The sequence below is a fragment of the Desulfovibrio sp. genome (genome assembly GCF_018379785.1).
Classification (GTDB): Bacteria; Desulfobacterota; Desulfovibrionia; order Desulfovibrionales; family Desulfovibrionaceae; genus Desulfovibrio.
Window position 1 is genome coordinate 1 of the sequence record NZ_JAGZUV010000061.1, and the last position, 19,192, is coordinate 19,192.

Sequence of the window (19,192 nt, forward strand, 5' to 3'; positions counted from 1 at the left end):
CATCTTTTTACAGCGGCCACCGGCGCGTACCCGCCGCAAATCCAGCGCGCCGTGCACCTGGGCTTTGTGCTGGTGCTGATCTATCTGCTGTATCCGGCGCGCGCCACAGGCAGCAAGCATAAGCTGACTTGGTACGACGTGTTGCTGGCCGCCGCCGGTGCGGCGGTCTGCGGCTATATCGTCTGGAATTACGACGTGATCGTGCTGGATGCCGGGCCGCCCACCGAGATGGACTTTATTTTCGGCTGCGCTTCCATTCTGCTGGTGCTGGAAGCCACGCGGCGCATCGTGGGGCTGCCGATCACCCTGGTTGCCGTCTGTTTTCTGCTCTACGCCAAGTTCGGCAACCTGATCCCCGGCATGATGGGCCATCCCGGCTTTTCGATGAAACGCATCGTGGCCCATATGTATCTGACCACGGAGGGCCTGTTCGGCATGCCGCTGGGCGTTTCGGCCTCCTTCGTCTTTCTGTTCATTCTGTTCGGCGCGTTTCTGCACAGTACGGGTCTGGGCAAATTCTTCATTGACTTGGCGCTGGCCGCAGCCGGTCGCTTTGTGGGCGGCCCGGCCAAAGTGGCCGTACTGGCGAGCGGCTTTTTCGGCACCATTTCCGGCTCTTCCGTGGCGAATACCGTGTCCACGGGCACCTTCACCATTCCTCTGATGAAAAGCGTGGGCTACCGGGGGGCTTTTGCCGGCGCGGTGGAAGCGGCTTCCTCCACGGGCGGCCAGATCATGCCCCCGATCATGGGCGCGGCGGCCTTCATCATGGCCCAGTTCCTGGGCGTGGGCTATGTGGAAATCGCCAAGGCGGCGCTGATTCCGGCCCTGTTGTATTATCTGGCTGTGGGCTTCATGGTCCATATGGAGGCCAAACGCCTGGGCCTCAAGGGTATTCCCAAGGAACGCCTGCCGCGCGCATGGTTCGTGCTGCGCCAGGGCGGCTATCTGCTCATTCCCATTTTCGTGCTCATTTATCTGCTTATTCAGGGGTATACGCCGCTCAAATCGGCTTATTACTGCATTCTGGCGACCGTGATCATTTCTCTGGTGGCCAATAACTGGAAGGCCTGGGCCGGAGCCAGCTCCAGCGGCCTGAATGTCGGGCCTTCCCTTGCGCAGTGCAATCGCCAGGCCGGGAAGGATATCCTGCAGGCCATGGAGAACGGCGGCCGCTTGGCCTTGGGCGTAGCCGCGGCCTGCGCCTGCACGGGCTTTGTCATCGGCGTAGTGACGCTCACCGGCGTGGGGCTCAAGCTGGCTAACGCCATTCTGACCCTTTCCGCCGGCAGCTTCGCCCTGACGCTCTTCTTCACCATGCTGGCCTCCATTGTGCTGGGCATGGGCCTGCCCACCACGGCCAAATATATCGTCCTGGCCACCATTGCGGCCCCGGCCATTCAGACTTTCGGCGTGCCCATGCTGGCCGCCCATCTCTTCATCATGTACTTCGGCATCCTGGCCGACCTGACTCCGCCGGTAGCCCTGGCCGCGTACGCGGCGGCGGGCATCGCCCGGTCGGAACCCAACGCCACGGGCTTTATGGCCGTCAAGCTGGCGCTGGCGGGTTTTCTGATACCCTATATTTTCTGCTACAACCCGGGCCTGTTGATGATCGGCGCCAGCAATATGGAGATTGTTTTCATCGTCTGCACTGCGGCTGTGGGCATTGCCTCACTTTCTTTCGCGAGTGTTGGGTACTGGCTGCGCAACCTTTATCTCTGGGAACGCCTGGTGTTGGTGGCCGCGGCCATCACGCTGATCACACCGGGTCTGGTGACGGATATCATCGGCCTTGGCTTAATGGCGGCGGTCTATGCGTTGCAGAAGGCATTCAAGGAAGGGCCCAGGCATCCGGAAACGGTCGCGGGCAAGGTCGGCCTTGCGTCGGGCGGCTAGTGTCAATAGGCCGTTCTGATGAAGAGTTTGCCGGAATGAACATCACGTGGCCTTGACAAGCTCCGTCACTTTGTGTAGAGGCTGAAAACACAACGGATTTTGAAAACAGCCAAGGATTTTGCAATGCACGCTTTCCCGACCACCTTCTTTGCTGACAGCTTTATGGGCTGGTGGTGGCGCATCGACATGCGGGGGGGAGACGTGCGGGCATAAGAGTTCCGTTCGTTCAGGTCAGCTATTGTGAGCGCCGTCTCCCCGTGAGACGGCGCTTTTTTTGTTTCCACCACACACAAGGACAAGAGAGATGAAAGACACAGGGAATGCGCGGCCGCCGCTGAAAGTGCGGCAATCCGCCCGCTGGCTGCCGGCGGATATGGACACGCCCATCAGCCTGTTTATGGGCATGGTGGGCGCGGGCAACGGCATCTTGCTGGAAAGCGCCGAAGTGGACGGACGCTGGGGCCGGTACAGCATTCTGGCCTGCGACATGGCCCTGTTCATCTCCTGCCGGGAGGGCAGGCTGGCCCTGCGCGTGGAGGACCAGCGCTTCGCGCCGCTTGGCGACCTGGAGGGGCAGCCCTTTGTGGAAGGCCTGCGCGCGCTCATGCGTCGCCTGGAGATCACGCCGCCGGAAAATATCGCCGGTCTGCCGTCCATCACCCGTGCCCTGTACGGTTACCTGGGCTTCGGCATGGCCGGGCTGTTCAGCGCCAAACTGGCCTCCGTCATGCCTCCGGAAGAGGCGGACTGCCTGCTGGCCCTGCCCGGCACGGTGCTGGTTTTCGACCACCTCTACAATCGCCTCTGCCAGATCAGCCTGGGCGAGCACCGTCCCCTGCGCAGCGCGCATGAGGCGGCCGAGCCCGCCGCCAATGGGAACAGCGGCGCGGGGCTTGATCCGGACGCAATCAGCGCGGAACCCGGCGAGGCGGACTACAAGGCCTATGTGGAGCGGATCAGGGAGATGCTGCGCCGGGGCGAAGCCATTCAGGTCGTGCCGTCGGTGCGGTTTTCCACGCCTTTCGCGGGCAATCCTTTTGAGCTTTACCGGCGCATGCGCCGCTTCAATGCCTCTCCCTACATGTTCTATATGCGCTTCCCGGAGCTGACCCTGTTCGGCTCCTCGCCGGAGGTCATGGTCCGCTGCACGGAAGGGCGTTTGCAGCTCTCGCCTATCGCGGGCACGCGGCGGCGGGGCAGGGACGATCTGGAAGACGCCCGGCTGGCCGCCGAACTGCGCGACGACCCCAAGGAACGGGCCGAGCACGTCATGCTGGTGGATCTGGGCCGCAACGACCTGGGCCGCGTGGCCCGGCCGGGCAGCGTCAATCTGGAACGTTACATGGAAGTGGAACGCTATTCCCACGTCATGCATCTGACCAGCCGGGTTACGGCGCGTCTGGCCGACGGACTGGACGCTCTGGACGTGCTGGCCGCCTCTTTCCCGGCGGGTACGGTTTCCGGCGCGCCCAAGGTGCGGGCCATGGAAATCATCCGCACACTGGAAGGCCGGGCACGCGGCCCCTACGCGGGCTGCATCGGCTGGCTGGGCCTGGACCGGGGGAGCGTCAACCTGGACACGGGCATCACCATCCGCAGCATGTGGGTGCGCGACGGCAAGCTCTTCTGGCAGGCGGGCGGCGGCATTGTCCATGATTCCGACCCGGAACTGGAATGGAAGGAAGTGTGCAACAAATCAGCCATCATGCGCCTGGTCTTGCGGGCGGAGGACGAAGAATATGTTTCTGCTCATCGATAATTATGATTCCTTCACCTACAATCTGGTGCAGGCTTTTTACGCCCTGGGGCATACGCCGCGCGTGCTGCGCAACGACGACCCCGCCGTGCTGGAGGCGGCCGCGGACCCGGAGCTGAGCATGGTCTGCATCTCGCCGGGGCCGGGGCATCCCGCCGACGCGGGCCTCTGCCCGGAATTTCTCAAGCGCGTCGATCCGCGCGTGCCGGTGCTCGGCGTCTGCCTGGGCCATCAGCTTCTGGGTCTGCACGCCGGGGCCGGAGTGGAAGTGGGCCCCTGCATCATGCACGGCAAACAGTCGGAAATCGTGCACGACGGCACGGGCCTGTTCAACGGCCTGCCCAATCCCATGAAGGTGGGGCGCTATCACTCTCTGGTGGTCCGCGCCGACGAGGACGCTGCCAACCCCCGCTTCACGGTCACCGCGCGGGCCCCGGAAGGCGAGGTCATGGCCCTGCGCTACAATGACCGGCCCTGGGTCGGCGTGCAGTTTCATCCCGAATCCGTGCTCACGCCCGAGGGGCTGCGCCTGCTGGGCAATTTCCCGCAGGCCGTCCTGAACAAGGATAACGAGGCCGCCAGTCTCACCGCCATACTGGAGTGCCTGGCCCGCAAGGAGGATCTCACGGCTGAAATGGCCGCCACGGGTTTTTCTTCGCTCATGGACGGCAAGATGAGTCCGGCCCAGGCGGGCAGCTTTCTCATGGGCCTGCGCATGAAGGGCGAAAGCGCCCTGGAGCTGGCCCATGCCACCCGCGCGGCTCTGGCCCGCGCCGTGCGCGTGGACGGCATCTCCGGCACGAGTATCGACGTGGTAGGCACGGGCGGCGACGGGCGCAATTCCTTCAATTGCTCCACAGCCACCTCCCTGGTGCTGGCGGGCATGGGCTACAAGGTGGTCAAGCACGGCAACCGGGCCGTGTCCTCCAAGTGCGGCAGCGCCGACGCGCTGGAAGCCCTGGGCATCGCCCTGGACGAAAATCCGGCTTCCGTGGCCGAAATGGTGCGGCGGCGCAATTTCGCTTTTCTCTTTGCCCCGCATTTCCATCCGGCTTTCAGGAACATCGGCCCGTTGCGCAAGGAACTGGGTGTACGCACGCTTTTCAACATCCTGGGCCCCATGATCAACCCGGCCCGGCCCAGCCATCTGCTGATGGGCGTGGCCCGTCCCGAACTGGTGCCCCTGGTGGCGGAAACCCTGCTCCAGTCGCCGCTCTACCGGGCCGCCGTGGTCTGCGGCGCGGGCGGTTACGATGAGCTGACGCCCATGGGCCCGGCTGAAATCTCCCTGCTGCACAACGGCACAATCAGGCCCCTGGCCCTGGACCCGGCGGATTTCGGCATCCGCTCCTGTACGCCCGAGGATCTGGCCGTGCACAGCAAGGAAGAAGCCGTGGACGTGCTCAAGGAACTGCTGGAGGGCAACGGCTCCCGCGCCATGCTGGACATGGTGGCGCTGAACGTGGGCCTGGCCGTCTACCTGCTGGAGGAAAACATGGATATGGCCCTGTGTATGGCCCGCGCCCGCGAAGCGGTCAGCGCCGGTCTGGGCAGGAAGGTGCTGCATGCGGCTTGAACGTTTTCATCAGGCCAAGCAGACCGAAGTGGCGGCCCTGCGGCTGGCGGCGGAGCGGGGGAACCTGCCCGAACCGCTGACGGCCTCCCGGCCGGATTTTGCAGCGGCTCTGAACACGCCCGCCTCGGGCGCTACCCTCGCGGTGGTGGCCGAGTACAAGCGGGCCTCGCCCTCGCGCGGGGTCATCCGCGAGGATCTGGACGTGGAAGAGGTGGTCCGCCAATACGCGGCGGCCGGAGCCGACGCCCTGTCCATTCTCACGGAAGAAACCTGGTTTCACGGCAGGCTGGATTTTCTGACGCGGGCGGCCGCGCCCGGCCTGTATCCGGCCGCGCCTCTGCCGCTGCTGCGCAAGGATTTTATCTTTGATTCCCTGCAGGTCCGGGCCACGGCGGTTACCCCGGCTTCAGCCCTGCTGCTCATCGTGCGGCTCACACCCGAGGCCCGCCTGCTGCGGCAATTGCGGGAAGAGGCCGAAGGCTTCGGCCTGCACGCCGTGGTGGAAATATTTGACGCGGCGGATCTGCGCCTGGCCCGCGAGAGCGGGGCGCGCATCATCCAGGTCAATGCCAGGGATCTGCAAACCTTTGCCGTGGACCGCGCGGCCTGCCTGTCTCTGGCCCGGTCCTGCCCGCCGGAAAACGGCGAAATCTGGGTGGCGGCCAGCGGCATCAGCCGCGCGGAACATCTGGTCCAGGCCGCCGAAGCGGGCTATCAGGCCGCCCTGGTGGGTACGGCTCTGATGGAGCAGGGGATGCCCGGCGCGGCTCTGATGTCCCTGTTGAGCTGTCCCCTGTCCGGCGACAAACTGGGCCATTGTTCTGTGCCGGAGACAGTGGACAGCGACGAACTTGGGGGAGAGAATAGTCATGCTGAGTAAAATCTGCGGCCTGACCCGTCAGGAGGATGTGGATGAGGCCGCGCGTCTGGGCGCGCGTTTCTGCGGTTTTATTTTTCACCCCAAAAGTCCGCGCGTCGTCGCCCCGGAACAGGCCGCGCGCCTGCAAAGCGGCTCCATGCAGCGGGTGGGCGTGTTTGTGGAGCAGAACGCCGGTGAGATCGCGCGCATCATGCGCGAAGCCCGGCTGGATCTGGCCCAGCTGCACGGCGGACAGAGCGTGGCCTGCGCGCGGGACGTGGGCGCGGAGCGGGTCATCCGGGTGCTCTGGCCGGACCGCTACATGCACCGGGCCCTGCTGCACAATGAGCTGCAAAAGTATGCCGAAACCTGCGCCTGGTATCTGCTGGACGCGGGCCTGGCCGGGGGCGGCAGCGGCAGGCGTCTGGAATGGCAGGACCTGTATGGGCTCAGAGCTCCGCATCCCTGGCTGCTGGCCGGAGGGCTTAACGCGGACAATGTGCAACGGGCGTTGAAGCAGTGCGCGCCTGACGGCGTGGATTTCAATTCCGGCATCGAGGATGCGCCGGGCCGGAAAAATTTGCGGAAAATGGCGGCGGCCGTGAGAGCCGCGGCACAACCAAAGGCAACGGGTAAGTGAAATGAAAGACAGTTATTTCGGCGAATTCGGGGGCTGCTTTGTGCCCGAACTGCTCATGCCGCCGCTGCTGGAAGTGGAAGCGGCCATGCGCGAGATCATGCCCACGCCCGAATTTCAGGCGGAGCTGGATGACCTTCTGCGCAATTACGCCGGTCGGGCCACGCCTCTGACCCTTTGTCCCACGCTTTCGGAGGAACTGGGTTTCAACCTCTGGCTCAAGCGCGAGGATCTGCTGCATACCGGCGCGCACAAGATCAACAATACCCTGGGCCAGGCCCTGCTGGCGAAATACATGGGCAAGGCGGCCCTGGTGGCGGAAACCGGCGCGGGCCAGCACGGCGTGGCCACGGCGTCGGCCGCCGCGCGTCTGGGCATGGATTGCGTCATCTACATGGGCGGCGAGGATGTGGAGCGCCAGTCCGCCAATGTCCGGCGCATGAAACTGCTGGGCGCCGAGGTGCACGCCGTGCAGAGCGGCACCCGCACGCTCAAGGACGCCATCAACGAGGCCCTGCGGGCCTGGATCGCCAGCCAGCAGACAACCCATTACTGTTTCGGCACGGCCGCCGGGCCGCATCCTTTCCCTACCCTTGTACGCAGGCTGCAAAGCGTCATCGGCCGGGAAACCCGCGCCCAGATGCTGGAAAAGACCGGCAGGCTGCCGGATGCCGTGGTGGCCTGCGTGGGCGGCGGCTCCAATGCCATCGGCATGTTTCATCCTTTCCTGGAGGATGCCGGCGTGCGGCTTGTCGGCGTGGAAGCAGCGGGCACCGGCGAGACGGGCTGCTTCAATTCCGCGCCGCTGAACCTGGGCACGCCCGGCGTGCTGCACGGCAATTACAGCATGCTGTTGCAGAACAATGACGGCCAGATCGAGCCTTCGCACTCCATTTCCGCCGGGCTGGACTATCCCGGCGTGGGGCCGGAACACGCCTTTCTGCACAAGAGCGGCCGCGTGCATTACGGCATGGTCAAGGACGCCAACGCTCTGGCCGCCTTCTTGCGGCTCTGCCGGAGCGAGGGCATACTGCCCGCCCTGGAATCTTCGCACGCGCTGGCCTGGGTGCTGGACCATCCGCAGGAATTCACGCCCGGCAGCCATGTGGTGGTCAATCTCTCGGGCCGGGGCGACAAGGACATGGACATCATTCGCGCGGCGCTTGCCGAAAAAGAGGTATAGTCATGCATGTGCTTGAAGAAAAAATCCGCAAGGCCACGGCCGCCGGACGCCCGGCACTTATCCCCTTTCTGACCGCGGGCTTTCCCGACCGTGCCCGCTTCTGGCCCACGCTGATGGAACTGGATGAAAACGGCGCGGATGTCATTGAAATCGGCGTGCCCTTTTCCGATCCCGTGGCCGACGGGCCGGTGGTGGAAGAGGCCTCGCGCCGCGCTCTGAGCGACGGCGTCAATCTGCGCGAAATTCTGAAGGAACTGGCGCGGCGCAAGGGCCTGATCAAGGCGGGCGTGGTGCTCATGGGCTATCTCAATCCCTTTTTGCAGTATGGTCTGGAAGAACTGGCCCGCGACGCGGAAAAAGCCGGGGTGCACGGCCTGATCGTGCCGGACCTGCCGCATGAGGAGTCCGCGCCCATGCGGGCCGCGCTGGGCAAATACGGCATCGCCCTGATTCCTCTGGTGGGGCCCAATACCAGCGAGGAGCGCATGGCTCTCTATGCCGCCGAAGGCCAGGGCTATGTCTATGTGGTCTCGGTCATGGGAATAACGGGCGAACGCGGCGGCCTGGCTCCCCAGGTAGCGGCCACCATGAAACGGGCGCGCAAGGTTTTTTCCCTGCCGCTGGCCTTGGGCTTCGGTCTGCGCGAGCCCTCGCAGCTTTCGGAACTGCCCACAGAGGCTTGGCCCGACGCCGTGGTCTTCGGCAGCGCTTTGCTGAAACATGTGGACGCCGGTGAAAGCGCGGCGGATTTCCTGGCCCGCTGGAAATAGGGAAACATTCGCCAGTCTCTGAACGGCGCGTGCTCCGAAACATGGAACGCGTTTAGGCTCAGCCCTCATTAAAAGCGCCTGCTGCAAAGCCGCCTTTTTGCGTGCAGCTGCGTTGCAAAAAAGAAATTGACCTCGCGGTATGTTCAATACGGCTTCGCCCGCCTTGCTGCCCGAAAAAATTCAGCTTTTCGCGGACGGCGTTTTAATGAGGGCTGTGCCTAGGTGTAGAGTCTCAACAGGTTATTCACCCTCCTTTCATCGCTAAAGCCGGAGTTTTCCTGCCAAGAGCACTGTGGGGACGCTGAAAATTGTAATATTCTGTCCAGACAGGCAAATTGGCTGTTCTTTTCCATGAGTGGGTGTACGTTTGCGCGTATGCCCACTCTTTTAATGCCGTTCGAGTGAAGCGTTCCGCCTTACCGTTGGTTTGTGGATGATAAGGCCGCGTTCGCTTATGCGTTACGCCAAATTTACGGCAGGCAGCACGAAATTTCCAGGACTTGTAACAAGCCCCGTTGTCTGTGAGCACTCGCTCCACTTTGATGCCGTGTGAGGCATACCAGGCAATCGCAAATCATAAAAATTCTATGGCGCTTTCCGCTGTCTCGTCAGCAAGTACCGCGGTATACGCGGCTCTGGAGGCATCATCTATGCAGACATGAAAATATTCCCAACCCGGCCTGCGGCGATGAACTTGTCGGGTTCCTGTTTTTCGATGTCCAACCCCATCAATTTTGCCGAGCTTTTTAATGTCCTGGTGGAGCATCTGTCCCGGCTGTTCCCATTGATAACACTGTACAGGCTGTTTTTCTTCCAGACAGGCAAGCTGTGAGCAATCGAGCTTACGCAGGGCCCGAAACACAGTGCTGCGGCAAAGGCCAAGCCGCAAAGCGATCTCATCGCCGTCAGCCGATTCTTGCGCAACGCCAAAACACAACCAAAATCACGTTCCGTCAGCTTGCTCCGGCAATGCTCCGGGCGGGAACTTCTGTCCGCCAGCGCCTCGGAGCCTCCCTGCCGGAATCGATTCATCCATTTTCCGGCAGTTCTCAGGCTGACGCCAAAACCAGCCGCTACCGCAGCAGCCGGGGCGGCCTGCATCCGCCGGATCATTTCTTCTCGACCTCTGGCCGTCAGTTTGGCATTCTTATGGCTGTTCACTCTGTCCTCGGCGCGGTTTGCTGTAGTCTGCTAACTCCAGCTTTACCGATTTGAGGCAGGTGAACAACCTATTGAAACTTTACATGCCAAAACTGGCAATGACCTTGTCCACGGCCAAAACGGTGATGATAAGATATTCGGCGGGACCGGAAATGACTCCCTGTACGGAGACGCCGGGGCTGACAGCCTCTATGGTGGGGATGGGGTAGATTTGCTGGATGGAGGAGACGGTAACGACTATCTTGATGGCGGAGCCGACAACGATGCACTGGATGGCGGTGCCGGCAATGATACGCTTTTCGGCGGCACCGGCAACGATGCTTTGAACGGCGGCGCTGACGATGATTATCTTGATGGTGGAGACGACGCTGACACGCTGGATGGCGGGACCGGAAATGACACTCTTTACGGTGGCGATGGCAATGATGTTCTGATCGGTGGCGATGGCGACGACATCCTTGACGGAGGCGCCGGTGCCGACACCATGAGCGGCGGAAACGGCATTGACGTCGCTTCTTATGACTCAATGGCGGTTGATACTGTGAATCATGCCGGCGTTTCGGTGACGCTCACGGATCAGTTGACGGAGCAAGGCTATTACGGCTACGGCCTCGGCGGCGATGCGGAGGGGGATGCGCTTTTTGGTATTGAGAGCGTGTTGGGTTCCGGCAATAACGATACATTGATTGGCAATAGCCAGGATAACGCCTTTGACGGTGGCTTGGGCGACGACTCTATTGATGGCGGCGCGGGTAACGACCTGATTTATGGTGGCGGAGGGAATGATTCTCTCATCGGCGGGACCGGCGATGACAGCCTCTACGGTGGCGCAGGCAATGACGTCTTTTTGTGGAACACCGGAGACGGTTTTGATTTCTTTGTGGAATCTACCGCCGATGCAGGCCAGGATACCCTTGTCATCCGCGGCACCGCAGATCTCTATGTGGTGAAAGATGGCGACAATTTAGCTATTGGCACCGGTAATAATGACTGGGCTATTATCTATAACTGGTATGTCGACGGCGGTATGGAATACGTTAATATCGCCAATCAGATGTATACGACGGCTCAAATTGCGTCTTTGGCAGCAAGCAATGCTTCAGCCCAAAACGACATTCTGTTTGCCGCTGATGCCGCATCAAATATTATTTCCACCGAGGGCTTAACAGCTATCGATTTTACACAGATCGCTTCTGTGGATCTTACGGGTATCCCACAGGATATGGTTGACGCGACGCTTGCATAGCCATGAGGATAAAATCAAGAGGCCGTATTACGGCCTCTTGATTTTATCCAGATATGTTTTGCTAGAGATGAAGGAGATTGCTTATGATAAAAATCACTGATAATTTATCTTCCATCTCTGCACTATTACAGATTAAGACAAATCCTCTTCCCAATGAAGAAGAGGCAGCTTCTGTTGAGTATCTACTGCCTGAAGATAAACTTGACCTCTCAGACCGCGCGTTGAGTACACTACGCCAGAATGGCGGGCAACCCACCGCTTCTGTACAGACCGCGTCCCATGAAGAAATAAGTGTTGCTGGGACTGTAGAACCTGTTTCAATGGACGCCAAAATAGAAAAATTTGATGTGAATCAGAAATCAGCGGTCATCCCACAGGTTGGTAATTCCGAAGCAACGACGGTCGAAATTCAAAGCGCGGCTGCTGGAATCGCCGCTGGCAATGGCGAGCAACTTCTGCAAAGCAACGAAACGGATGCCTCCACGCAGACGAATCAGGGCAAAGGGCTGTTGGCCACCGCCACGCTGAACTCCGGTGCGAAAGTTTCCATCTATACGACAGATTATGACAAAACGGAAAATAGAGCGCTAGCCGTGGCCGGGTTGGAAAAGAAAGTCCTGGTTGATATTGTCAGGGGTGACGGTTCTAGCCAGACTCTTGAGATCAATGCCAATACGATCATCAGTGAAGCCGAGGACGGCAGTTTACTCATCCACGAGGGTGCGACCCGCAAGCAATATGGGCAGGCCGGCGCATGGGAAGCCCTTGATGGTACCGACGGCAATGACGTCATTATTAACCTGTTTGGGGCGGGAGCTATCACTGGTGGCGCTGGCAATGACACCATTCTCAGCTTTAATAGCGTAGGCACGCTCAATGCTGGTGAAGGAAATAACAAAATTTTCATTAAATCAGCCATAGAAAATATCACAGCGGGTGATGGAGATAACTATATCGCTGTTGGCGATACTCTTAATGGAACAAATATCAGCGTTGGAAACGGCAATAATGAAATAAAAAGCAGTGCACCGGCCGTTGTATCTGCTGGCGACGGGGACAATAATATATTTGTGGACACTGATTCTGGTGGCGCAGTTATTACCGCTGGAAATGGAAAGAACACGATAAAAAGCACAACATCAAGTTCTGTTTTCGTTGGAAATGGCGATAATAGTATAAATGTTATTGGCACTCATTCATTGGTGGGAGAACTTAAGGTTGGAGACGGAAATAATACTATAAAAATCGATTCTGTTGTCCAAAAAGAAGTAAATATTGGCCAAGGTAACAATATTATTTCCATAGGAAAGGACATCGTCGCCTCATCATTATTCAAGAATGACAGTCTTATGATAGAACAAGATGTAACTACAGAAGTAGGTAGTCACAAAAAAGATATTTTTGTAGCTGATGCGATTTTTAATTTTGGCGATGGGAATAATTCCATTTCCATGGGTGTGCTCTACGGAGAAATGCATCTGGGAAATGGCAATAACAACATCACAGCAGATGAAACTAAGCTGCAGAGCGAAATACATACTGGGAATGGCGATAACAGCATTAACATTCATGAGATGAGGGACGTTTCTATCGCTGTAGGAAATGGAAATAATAAAATTTTATCGGATAATGCCATAAGCTCTGAGATTCAGACTGGAGACGGCAATAATGAAGTTAATATAAACGCGATGATTGCCACTTCTATTTTCACTGGGAACGGCGATAATAACTTTACCTTAGGCGATCTCGCTCACAGTTCCATAAACACTTCCAGCGGCAATGACACTGTATATGTACGGGGCAGTGTCTGGACGGCAAATATTTCATTGGGCAATGGTGACAACAGTTTTACTGTTGATGGAAATGTTTCGGATTTATTTTTTACATCCGGTGATGGAAACGACACTATCGATATCAAGGGATTTATCAATAACAGCAGCATATATTCTGGAAATGGTTCGGACAACATTGCAATTTATGGGTTCATTCTCAACAGCTCTCTTTTTACAGGCAATGAAGAAGGCGACAGGCTGGCGCTGCACGGCGCTCTCATAAATAGTCTTGTAAATGGCGCACAAGGCAGCAGTGAAATTTCAGATGCGGAACGCCAAAGCCTGCAAGCGGCAGTCGATCAATTTTTAGCCTCAGATCCCGTGAAGCAAGGGCAAACGACACAGAGCGTACGCTTTGACCACCGCTGACGATTTTGAGACGGAATAGAAGTAGTTGCCAACTTGTTTAGGTTTTGGGTGCCGCAACCGCCGTCACCAACAAGGAAGGATATATGATAAGGAGAGGTGACCCTATTGTTTGGCCAGGAAATAAAGGCGCTCGATAACACATTGTCCAGCCACCGCCCACGCCAGTCCATGGAAATACGGAAAACGTTTTCCCCCAGGACGCTCGTAAGCGCAAAACTTGTAAACTGTCTGCCTCAATCGGTGTTGATGATATTCTGGCCTGCCGAATTTCGCCAAGGCTTCTTCCAAGGCTGAAATACAAAGATCTACATGAATGGTGCTGGATAGTCGCCATGATAGCACTTTGGGGCTGTACTTTTTACGAATGCATGGCTAAATGCCGAGTTTGCGCATAAAAAAGGTAAACTCGCTTATGTCTTTGGTTCCAGGCATCTTGTTCAAGGGATAGAGCGAGATAATGTTTAGAATCAGAAAGCTAAGTATTATAAGTATAACATTGAATTGTAGTAGTTCAGACTTGATCTGACAATCGGTTCCATTTTGATGGTGCCAGTTGCCAGGTTAATTGAGTTGTCCGACCTTCGCCCTCCAGAGCAGTTTTCCGTCAAGGAGTGCCTGCATTGGCGTTCTTCCGCAACACATTTTTTCTTGATGAGTTCGTTCGGAGTTGTAGTTCTCTATCCAAGTGTCCAGATCGGCCTGTAGCTTCTCCAGAGAGTGATACAGTTTCCGCCGGAAGGCAACTTGGTAAAACTCCTGCAAGATGGTTTTGTGGAAACGTTCGCAGATGCCGTTTGTCTGCGGATGCCGCGCCTTGGTCTTGGTATGCTCTATGCCGTTTACGCCAAGGTACAGTTCGTAATCGTGCTCTTCGAGCTTGCCGCAGTATTCCGTGCCCCTGTCCGTCAGGATGCGGATAACACCCATTTCTTGTGAGAGGAAGAAAGGCAAAACGCGGTCATTGAGCAGGTCGGCTCCTGTGATGGGCGTCTTAGTGGTGTAGAGTTTCGCCGCCGCCCACTTGGAGTATGTGTCAACATAGGTTTGCTGATAAATCCGGCCCACGCCCTTGATGGTGCCGACGTAGAAAGTGTCATGGCTGCCGAGATAGCCCGGATGATGCATTTTGATTTCGCCGTAAGCCTCGTCGTCCTGTTTCTTGCGTTCTAGCGCCTGGACTTGCGCCTCGGTAAGCACCAGTCCCTCGTTGGCGATTTCTTTTCCAGCACTATCAGGCGTTGCTTCATGGATGCCAAGCCGCGCCGAAGCCAGATGGAGCGGACGCCGGAGGGCGAGACAAAGACGCCGAGTTTGCGCAGTTCGTTGCTGGCCCGCACCTGACCATGTACCGGGAAATCGATGGCAAAAGCCATGACCGCCAGCTCCGTGGCTTCTTCAACTCGATTCTTCAGGTTGGGCTTGCGCCTGTTGATTTCAAAAAATGCTTCCACGCCGCTCTCGTCTCGGGCGGACTGATACCGGTAAAACGTATCGCGTGAAAAGCCCATAATCTTGCAGGCTTTCGAGATATTGCCGAGTTCGGCGGCGAGATTGAGAAGTCCGGTCTTGTGCTTGATGACGTTTTGGTTGAAACTTTCCATGGGGAATCTCTGTGGGCGTAGTGCCCGGTTGATGGTGCTGTTACATATCCATCAAAACGGAGTTCTCCTCTTCTTTCAAGGGATAGCTGTCAGATCAAGTCGAGACTACTGCAATTGATGCGCAAGACAGAGTGAGTCCAGATAATCCGCCCATTCCTGCATCATGCGGCGGCGCTCCGGCAGATACTCGGCCCGGTTGTATGCGTCCCTGATGGCGTTCCTCTCCGCATGGGCAAGCTGGGCCTCGATCCAGTCCCGATTATATCCCTGTTCATTGAGCAGGGTAGAGGCGGTAGTTCTGAATCCGTGGACGGTCATTTGTTCCTTGCCGTAGCCCATGCGCCGCAAGGCGTTCAGTAGACCCATGTCTGAGATGCAACGGGATGAGGAAAAGGAGCTTGGGAAGATCAGACTCCGCGTGTTGGAATAATCCCGCATGGAGTGAAGCAGCCTCACCACCTGCTGGGCAAGAGGGATAATGTGGGGCCGCCGCATCTTCATGCGTTCGGGGGGGATAACCCATTCGGCGGCGTCAAAGTTTACTTCCTTCCATGTCGCGCCGCGCAATTCTCCCGAACGTACAAAGACATAGGGGAGAATGCGCAAGGCATGGCAGATGGCTGGTTCTCCATGGTAGGAATCTATTGCCTTGAGCAGATGTCCCAGGTCGGAAGGAGAAGTGATAGCGGCGTAATGCTTGGTCCGGACAGGTGTAAGAGCTTCCGTTAATCCCGCCGCTACGTCGTGCTTGGCTATCCCGACAATACGCGCATAACGCGAAATCTGTCCGCAAAGCTGGGCTAGCCGATGGGCTGTCTCAATGGCTCCGCGCGCCTCGGCCTTTTGGATGGCAGCAAGATAATCGGCCACATCAAGAGTGGAAAAGGGGCGACCCCCCAGATAGGGAAAAAGTTGATTTTCAAGGCGGGAGAGGATTTTCTTCTGATGCCCCGGCGTCCAGGCGATATACTTTTTACCGAACCATTCACGCGCCACAGACTCGAAGGTCCGGCCCTGATCTTGCCAGGCGGCTGTATTAATGGCCTTGCTTTCCTTCCTGTAAGCGCTTGGGTCAATGCCCTGGGCAATGAGTTTCCTGGCCTCGTCCCGTTTTCCCCGTGCTTCTTTTAGTCCGGTGTCGGGGTAAGTCCCCAGTGAAAGCAGCTTCTCCTTACCCCCAAAACGATACTTGAGACGCCACCACTTACCCCCAGCAGGGGTGACAATGACGAACAACCCTTCGGCGTCATACAGCTTGTATGGCGCATTCCGGGGCTTGGCGTTGCGTAGGGCGGTGTCAGACAGGGGCATGGGGTAACTCTTAGAGGTACAGTTTTTGGGGTAATCCGGTTACCCCAAGAATTACCCCAAAAAATTTGCGACTGTCAACGAACTACCACGAATGTTATCGAACATCAGAAAAAACAAAAACCCGCTTAGCTCTTAGCTTTGCGGGCTTTCGTGAATTTCGTTGACCATTCTTTTGGTGCCGAGGGCGGGACTCGAACCCGCACAGCAATTGCCACTACCCCCTCAAGATAGCGTGTCTACCAGTTCCACCACCTCGGCACGGGTTTTTGGTCTATATCAAGTCGCTGTTGTTGGCAAGCATTTTTTGCGGACCGTCCATTTTCGGGCCGAAGGCTTGCGCTCATGCTCGCTTGCGGGTATCAAGGCTGGAACGGGAGACAGGGCCATGGATGAGATCATACATCGTTTTTTGCGCGAGACCGGTCCGGTGCTCTGTCTGGATATCGGCAGCGGCACCCAGGACGCCCTGCTGGCCCGCCCCGGTCTGGAGTATGAGAACTGGCCCCGTTTCGTTCTGCCGTCTCCGGCACGTTTGGTAGCTCAGCGTATCCGCGAGCTGACCCTTTTGCGGCGCGGCCTCTGGCTGCACGGCGGCAACATGGGAGGCGGCTTCGGCCAAGCGCTCAAGGAGCATCTGGCCGCTGGACTGTCCGCTACGGCCACGCCGGACGCGGCCAAGGCCATCCACGATAATGCGGAAGTGGTGCGCGGCATGGGCGTGGAGTTCAGTGAGGCGTGCCCGAAAAACAGCGTGCCCGTTTTCCTGACCGACTACGCGCCGGAATTCTGGGCCGGTTTGTTGCGCCTTTCCAGCTTGCCGCAACCGCATCTGGTACTGGCCGGAGCGCAGGACCACGGCTACCACGCCCACGGCAACCGGCAGGGCCGGATGCAGTCCTGGCGCGCTTTGCTGACCGCTTCCGCCGACCCCGCTTCCTGGATTTATCCCGCGCCGCCGTCTTCCCTGACCCGTTTGCTGGCATTGCATGAAAAAACCGGCGGACCAGTGGCGGATACCGGAGCTTGCGCCCTGCTGGGCGCCTTGTGCGATCCGGAGGTGCTGGCGCGCAGTTTCCGGGAGGGCATTACGGTCATCAACGCGGGCAACAGCCATACAGTGGCGGCCCTGGTCTATCAGGGCAAAGTGCGCGGTATTTACGAGCATCACACCGGCATGCGCGATCTGGAGCAGCTGCTGGAGGATTTGAAGCAGTTCCGGCTGGGCTGGCTGCCTTCGGAAGAGGTGCAGGCCGGCGGCGGACACGGCACGGCCTTCGGGCCATTCTGCGAAGAGGCGGGCGGTTATGCGCCCACCTTTATCTTGGGGCCCCGGCGCGCCCTGCTCCAGGGGCAGGGGCGTTTTCTGGCCCCACACGGCGATATGATGCTGGCCGGTTGTTTTGGCTTGCTCTGGGGATGGGCGCACGCCCGTGCCGCCGCCTGAGCGTGTATTTTCAGCGGGCGCTCCGGCATGAGGGCGCGGCCATGAATTGAGGAGAAGCGCATGGAAGTTTTTGACGCTGCGGAATTGTGGAGCCGGGAACGTATCGCGGAAACCCAGCTGACGCGCCTGCGGGCCACGTTATCCCAGGCGCGCAAATGCGCCTTTTACCGCGAGCGCCTGGACGAAGCGGGCGTCGGCCCGGATTCCATCCGCAGCCTGGACGATCTGCGACGCATCCCTTTCACCAGCAAGCAGGATCTGCGCTCCCAGTATCCCACGGGGCTGCTGTGCGTGCCGCCCTCGGAAATCGTGCGCATGCACTGCTCCAGCGGCACCACGGGCACGCCCGTGGCTATCTGCCATACCCAGAACGACATCAACTCCTGGGCCGATCTCATGGCCCGCTGTATGCATATGGTAGGCGTGCGCCGGGACGACGTCTTCCAGAATATGTCGGGCTACGGCCTGTTCACGGGCGGTCTGGGCATCCACTTCGGCGCGGAGCGCCTGGGCTGCATGACCATTCCCGCCGGGCCGGGCAACTCGCGCCGCCAGATCAAACTGGCCAAGGACTTCCGCACCACGGTGGCCCACATTCTGCCTTCCTACGCCCTGATTCTGGGCGAACATCTGCGCAATATGGGCGAGGATCCGCGCGATTTTCCCCTGCGTATCGCCCTGGTGGGCGCGGAGCCCTATACCGAGGAGTTCCGCAAGCGCATTGAGGAACTTTTCGACATGAAGGCCTACAACTCCTACGGTCTTTCGGAAATGAACGGACCGGGCGTGGGCTTTGAATGCCTTGAACAGAACGGCCTGCACATCTGGGAGGACGCTTATATTCCCGAAATCGTGGATCCGGACACCGGCGAGCCCGTACCGGACGGCGAGGTGGGTGAATTGGTCATGACCAGCCTCTGCCGCCAGGGCATGCCCATTCTGCGGTACCGCACGCGCGACCTGACCCGCTTTCTGCCGGGCGAATGCGCCTGCGGCCGCGCGCACCGGCGTATGGATCGCATTCTGGGCCGGGCCGATGACATGTTCATCATCAAGGGCGTCAACGTTTACCCCATGCAGATCGAGCAGGTCATCATGACCTTCAAGGAAGTGGGGCAGAGCTATCTGATTCTCCTGGAGAACGACGGCATCGGCGATGTGATGCGGGTACAGGTGGAAATCCGCGACGAATACTTTGTGGAAGACATGCGCGCGCTGCAGAATCTGCAAAAGGTTATTGCCCAGCGCCTGCGCGACGAAATTCTGGTCACGCCCAGGGTGGAGCTGGTGGAAAGCAACAGCCTGCCCCGTACCGAAGGCAAGGCGGTGCGCGTGCAGGATATGCGGGTCAAGAAATAGGAATCTACGGGCATGGATTTTCTGCCGTTTCCCATTGCCTATCTGCTGGCCGGAGCGTTCGTCACGCTGCTCTGTTTTGTGCTGCTCCTGAACGTGTTCGGCCTGCCCGCCAACTGGATTGTACTGGGCCTGGTGGCTCTGTGGAAAATGGTCCACCCCGGCGCGGCCAATCTGGATGTCTGGTTCTGG

At 58.6% G+C, this 19,192-nt stretch carries 12 protein-coding genes, 1 tRNA gene and 3 pseudogenes; 11 read left to right on the forward strand and 5 right to left on the reverse strand.

Annotated elements, in window-relative coordinates; all coding sequences use genetic code 11:
- From KH208_RS12015 to trpA, 7 genes are all read left to right on the forward strand, one after another.
- Positions 1-1,899, forward strand: a 1,899-nt coding sequence (locus KH208_RS12015; RefSeq protein WP_291436596.1) for a TRAP transporter permease, incomplete at its 5' end; no start/stop codon positions are given.
- Positions 1,900-2,203: 304 nt separating this feature from the next.
- The gene (locus KH208_RS12020) at positions 2,204-3,658 is read left to right on the forward strand and encodes an anthranilate synthase component I family protein (RefSeq protein ID WP_291436597.1); all 1,455 of its coding nucleotides are present in this window, start codon (positions 2,204-2,206) and stop codon (positions 3,656-3,658) included.
- On the forward strand, positions 3,639-5,231 hold the full coding sequence (trpD, locus tag KH208_RS12025; RefSeq protein WP_291436598.1) for an anthranilate phosphoribosyltransferase: 1,593 nt from the start codon (positions 3,639-3,641) through the stop codon (positions 5,229-5,231). The genes KH208_RS12020 and trpD overlap by 20 nt, the downstream gene beginning before the upstream one ends.
- Positions 5,221-6,111: an indole-3-glycerol-phosphate synthase gene (locus tag KH208_RS12030; RefSeq protein WP_291436599.1), complete on the forward strand. Its 891-nt coding sequence runs from the start codon at positions 5,221-5,223 to the stop codon at positions 6,109-6,111. Before trpD ends, KH208_RS12030 begins: the two co-directional genes overlap by 11 nt.
- Complete coding sequence (locus KH208_RS12035; protein ID WP_291436600.1) at positions 6,101-6,730, forward strand: phosphoribosylanthranilate isomerase; 630 nt, start codon at positions 6,101-6,103, stop codon at positions 6,728-6,730. Before KH208_RS12030 ends, KH208_RS12035 begins: the two co-directional genes overlap by 11 nt.
- 1 nt (position 6,731) lies before the next feature.
- Positions 6,732-7,910: a tryptophan synthase subunit beta gene (gene trpB, locus KH208_RS12040; protein ID WP_291436601.1), complete on the forward strand. Its 1,179-nt coding sequence runs from the start codon at positions 6,732-6,734 to the stop codon at positions 7,908-7,910.
- Positions 7,911-7,912: 2 nt separating this feature from the next.
- Positions 7,913-8,680, forward strand: coding sequence for a tryptophan synthase subunit alpha (gene trpA / locus KH208_RS12045; protein WP_291436602.1), 768 nt, complete (start codon positions 7,913-7,915; stop codon positions 8,678-8,680).
- 218 nt (positions 8,681-8,898) lie between these two features.
- On the opposite strand, the pseudogene KH208_RS12050 reads toward trpA, so the two are convergent.
- Positions 8,899-9,841: pseudogene (locus KH208_RS12050) on the reverse strand (IS481 family transposase).
- Positions 9,842-9,911: 70 nt separating this feature from the next.
- Between KH208_RS12050 and KH208_RS12055 the strand changes: the two are divergent.
- Together KH208_RS12055 and KH208_RS12060 are read left to right on the forward strand one after the other, a co-directional pair.
- Positions 9,912-11,087: a calcium-binding protein gene (locus KH208_RS12055; RefSeq protein WP_291436607.1), complete on the forward strand. Its 1,176-nt coding sequence runs from the start codon at positions 9,912-9,914 to the stop codon at positions 11,085-11,087.
- An 83-nt stretch (positions 11,088-11,170) separates the two neighbouring features.
- Entirely contained in the window at positions 11,171-13,288 is a 2,118-nt protein-coding gene (locus KH208_RS12060) for a hypothetical protein (RefSeq protein ID WP_291436603.1), read from the forward strand.
- A gap of 137 nt (positions 13,289-13,425) precedes the next feature.
- On the opposite strand, the pseudogene KH208_RS12065 reads toward KH208_RS12060, so the two are convergent.
- The 4 genes and pseudogenes from KH208_RS12065 to KH208_RS12080 form a co-directional block, all read right to left on the reverse strand.
- A pseudogene (locus KH208_RS12065) lies at positions 13,426-13,639 on the reverse strand (DDE-type integrase/transposase/recombinase); the annotation flags it as partial.
- A 131-nt stretch (positions 13,640-13,770) separates the two neighbouring features.
- Positions 13,771-14,889, reverse strand: a pseudogene (locus KH208_RS12070) (IS481 family transposase).
- 105 nt (positions 14,890-14,994) lie between these two features.
- Positions 14,995-16,200: an integrase arm-type DNA-binding domain-containing protein gene (locus KH208_RS12075; protein ID WP_291436604.1), complete on the reverse strand. Its 1,206-nt coding sequence runs from the start codon at positions 16,198-16,200 to the stop codon at positions 14,995-14,997.
- 173 nt (positions 16,201-16,373) lie between these two features.
- Positions 16,374-16,458 (reverse strand) — tRNA-Leu (locus KH208_RS12080).
- A 127-nt stretch (positions 16,459-16,585) separates the two neighbouring features.
- On the opposite strand from KH208_RS12080, the gene KH208_RS12085 reads away from it, so the two are divergent.
- On the forward strand, positions 16,586-17,644 hold the full coding sequence (locus tag KH208_RS12085) for a DUF1786 domain-containing protein (RefSeq protein ID WP_291436605.1): 1,059 nt from the start codon (positions 16,586-16,588) through the stop codon (positions 17,642-17,644).
- A 60-nt stretch (positions 17,645-17,704) separates the two neighbouring features.
- The gene (locus KH208_RS12090) at positions 17,705-19,003 is read left to right on the forward strand and encodes a phenylacetate--CoA ligase family protein (RefSeq protein WP_291436606.1); all 1,299 of its coding nucleotides are present in this window, start codon (positions 17,705-17,707) and stop codon (positions 19,001-19,003) included.
- Positions 19,004-19,192: the final 189 nt, after the last annotated feature.

Coding starts and splice junctions, on each gene's coding strand:
- KH208_RS12090 (WP_291436606.1), top strand. CDS start 17,705: ATGGAAGTTTTTGACGCTGCGGAATTGTGGAGCCGGGAACGTATCGCG.
- KH208_RS12020 (WP_291436597.1), top strand. CDS start 2,204: ATGAAAGACACAGGGAATGCGCGGCCGCCGCTGAAAGTGCGGCAATCC.
- KH208_RS12030 (WP_291436599.1), top strand. CDS start 5,221: ATGCGGCTTGAACGTTTTCATCAGGCCAAGCAGACCGAAGTGGCGGCC.
- trpB (WP_291436601.1), top strand. CDS start 6,732: ATGAAAGACAGTTATTTCGGCGAATTCGGGGGCTGCTTTGTGCCCGAA.
- trpA (WP_291436602.1), top strand. CDS start 7,913: ATGCATGTGCTTGAAGAAAAAATCCGCAAGGCCACGGCCGCCGGACGC.
- KH208_RS12085 (WP_291436605.1), top strand. CDS start 16,586: ATGGATGAGATCATACATCGTTTTTTGCGCGAGACCGGTCCGGTGCTC.
- KH208_RS12035 (WP_291436600.1), top strand. CDS start 6,101: ATGCTGAGTAAAATCTGCGGCCTGACCCGTCAGGAGGATGTGGATGAG.
- trpD (WP_291436598.1), top strand. CDS start 3,639: ATGTTTCTGCTCATCGATAATTATGATTCCTTCACCTACAATCTGGTG.
- KH208_RS12060 (WP_291436603.1), top strand. CDS start 11,171: ATGATAAAAATCACTGATAATTTATCTTCCATCTCTGCACTATTACAG.
- KH208_RS12075 (WP_291436604.1), bottom strand. CDS start 16,200: ATGCCCCTGTCTGACACCGCCCTACGCAACGCCAAGCCCCGGAATGCG.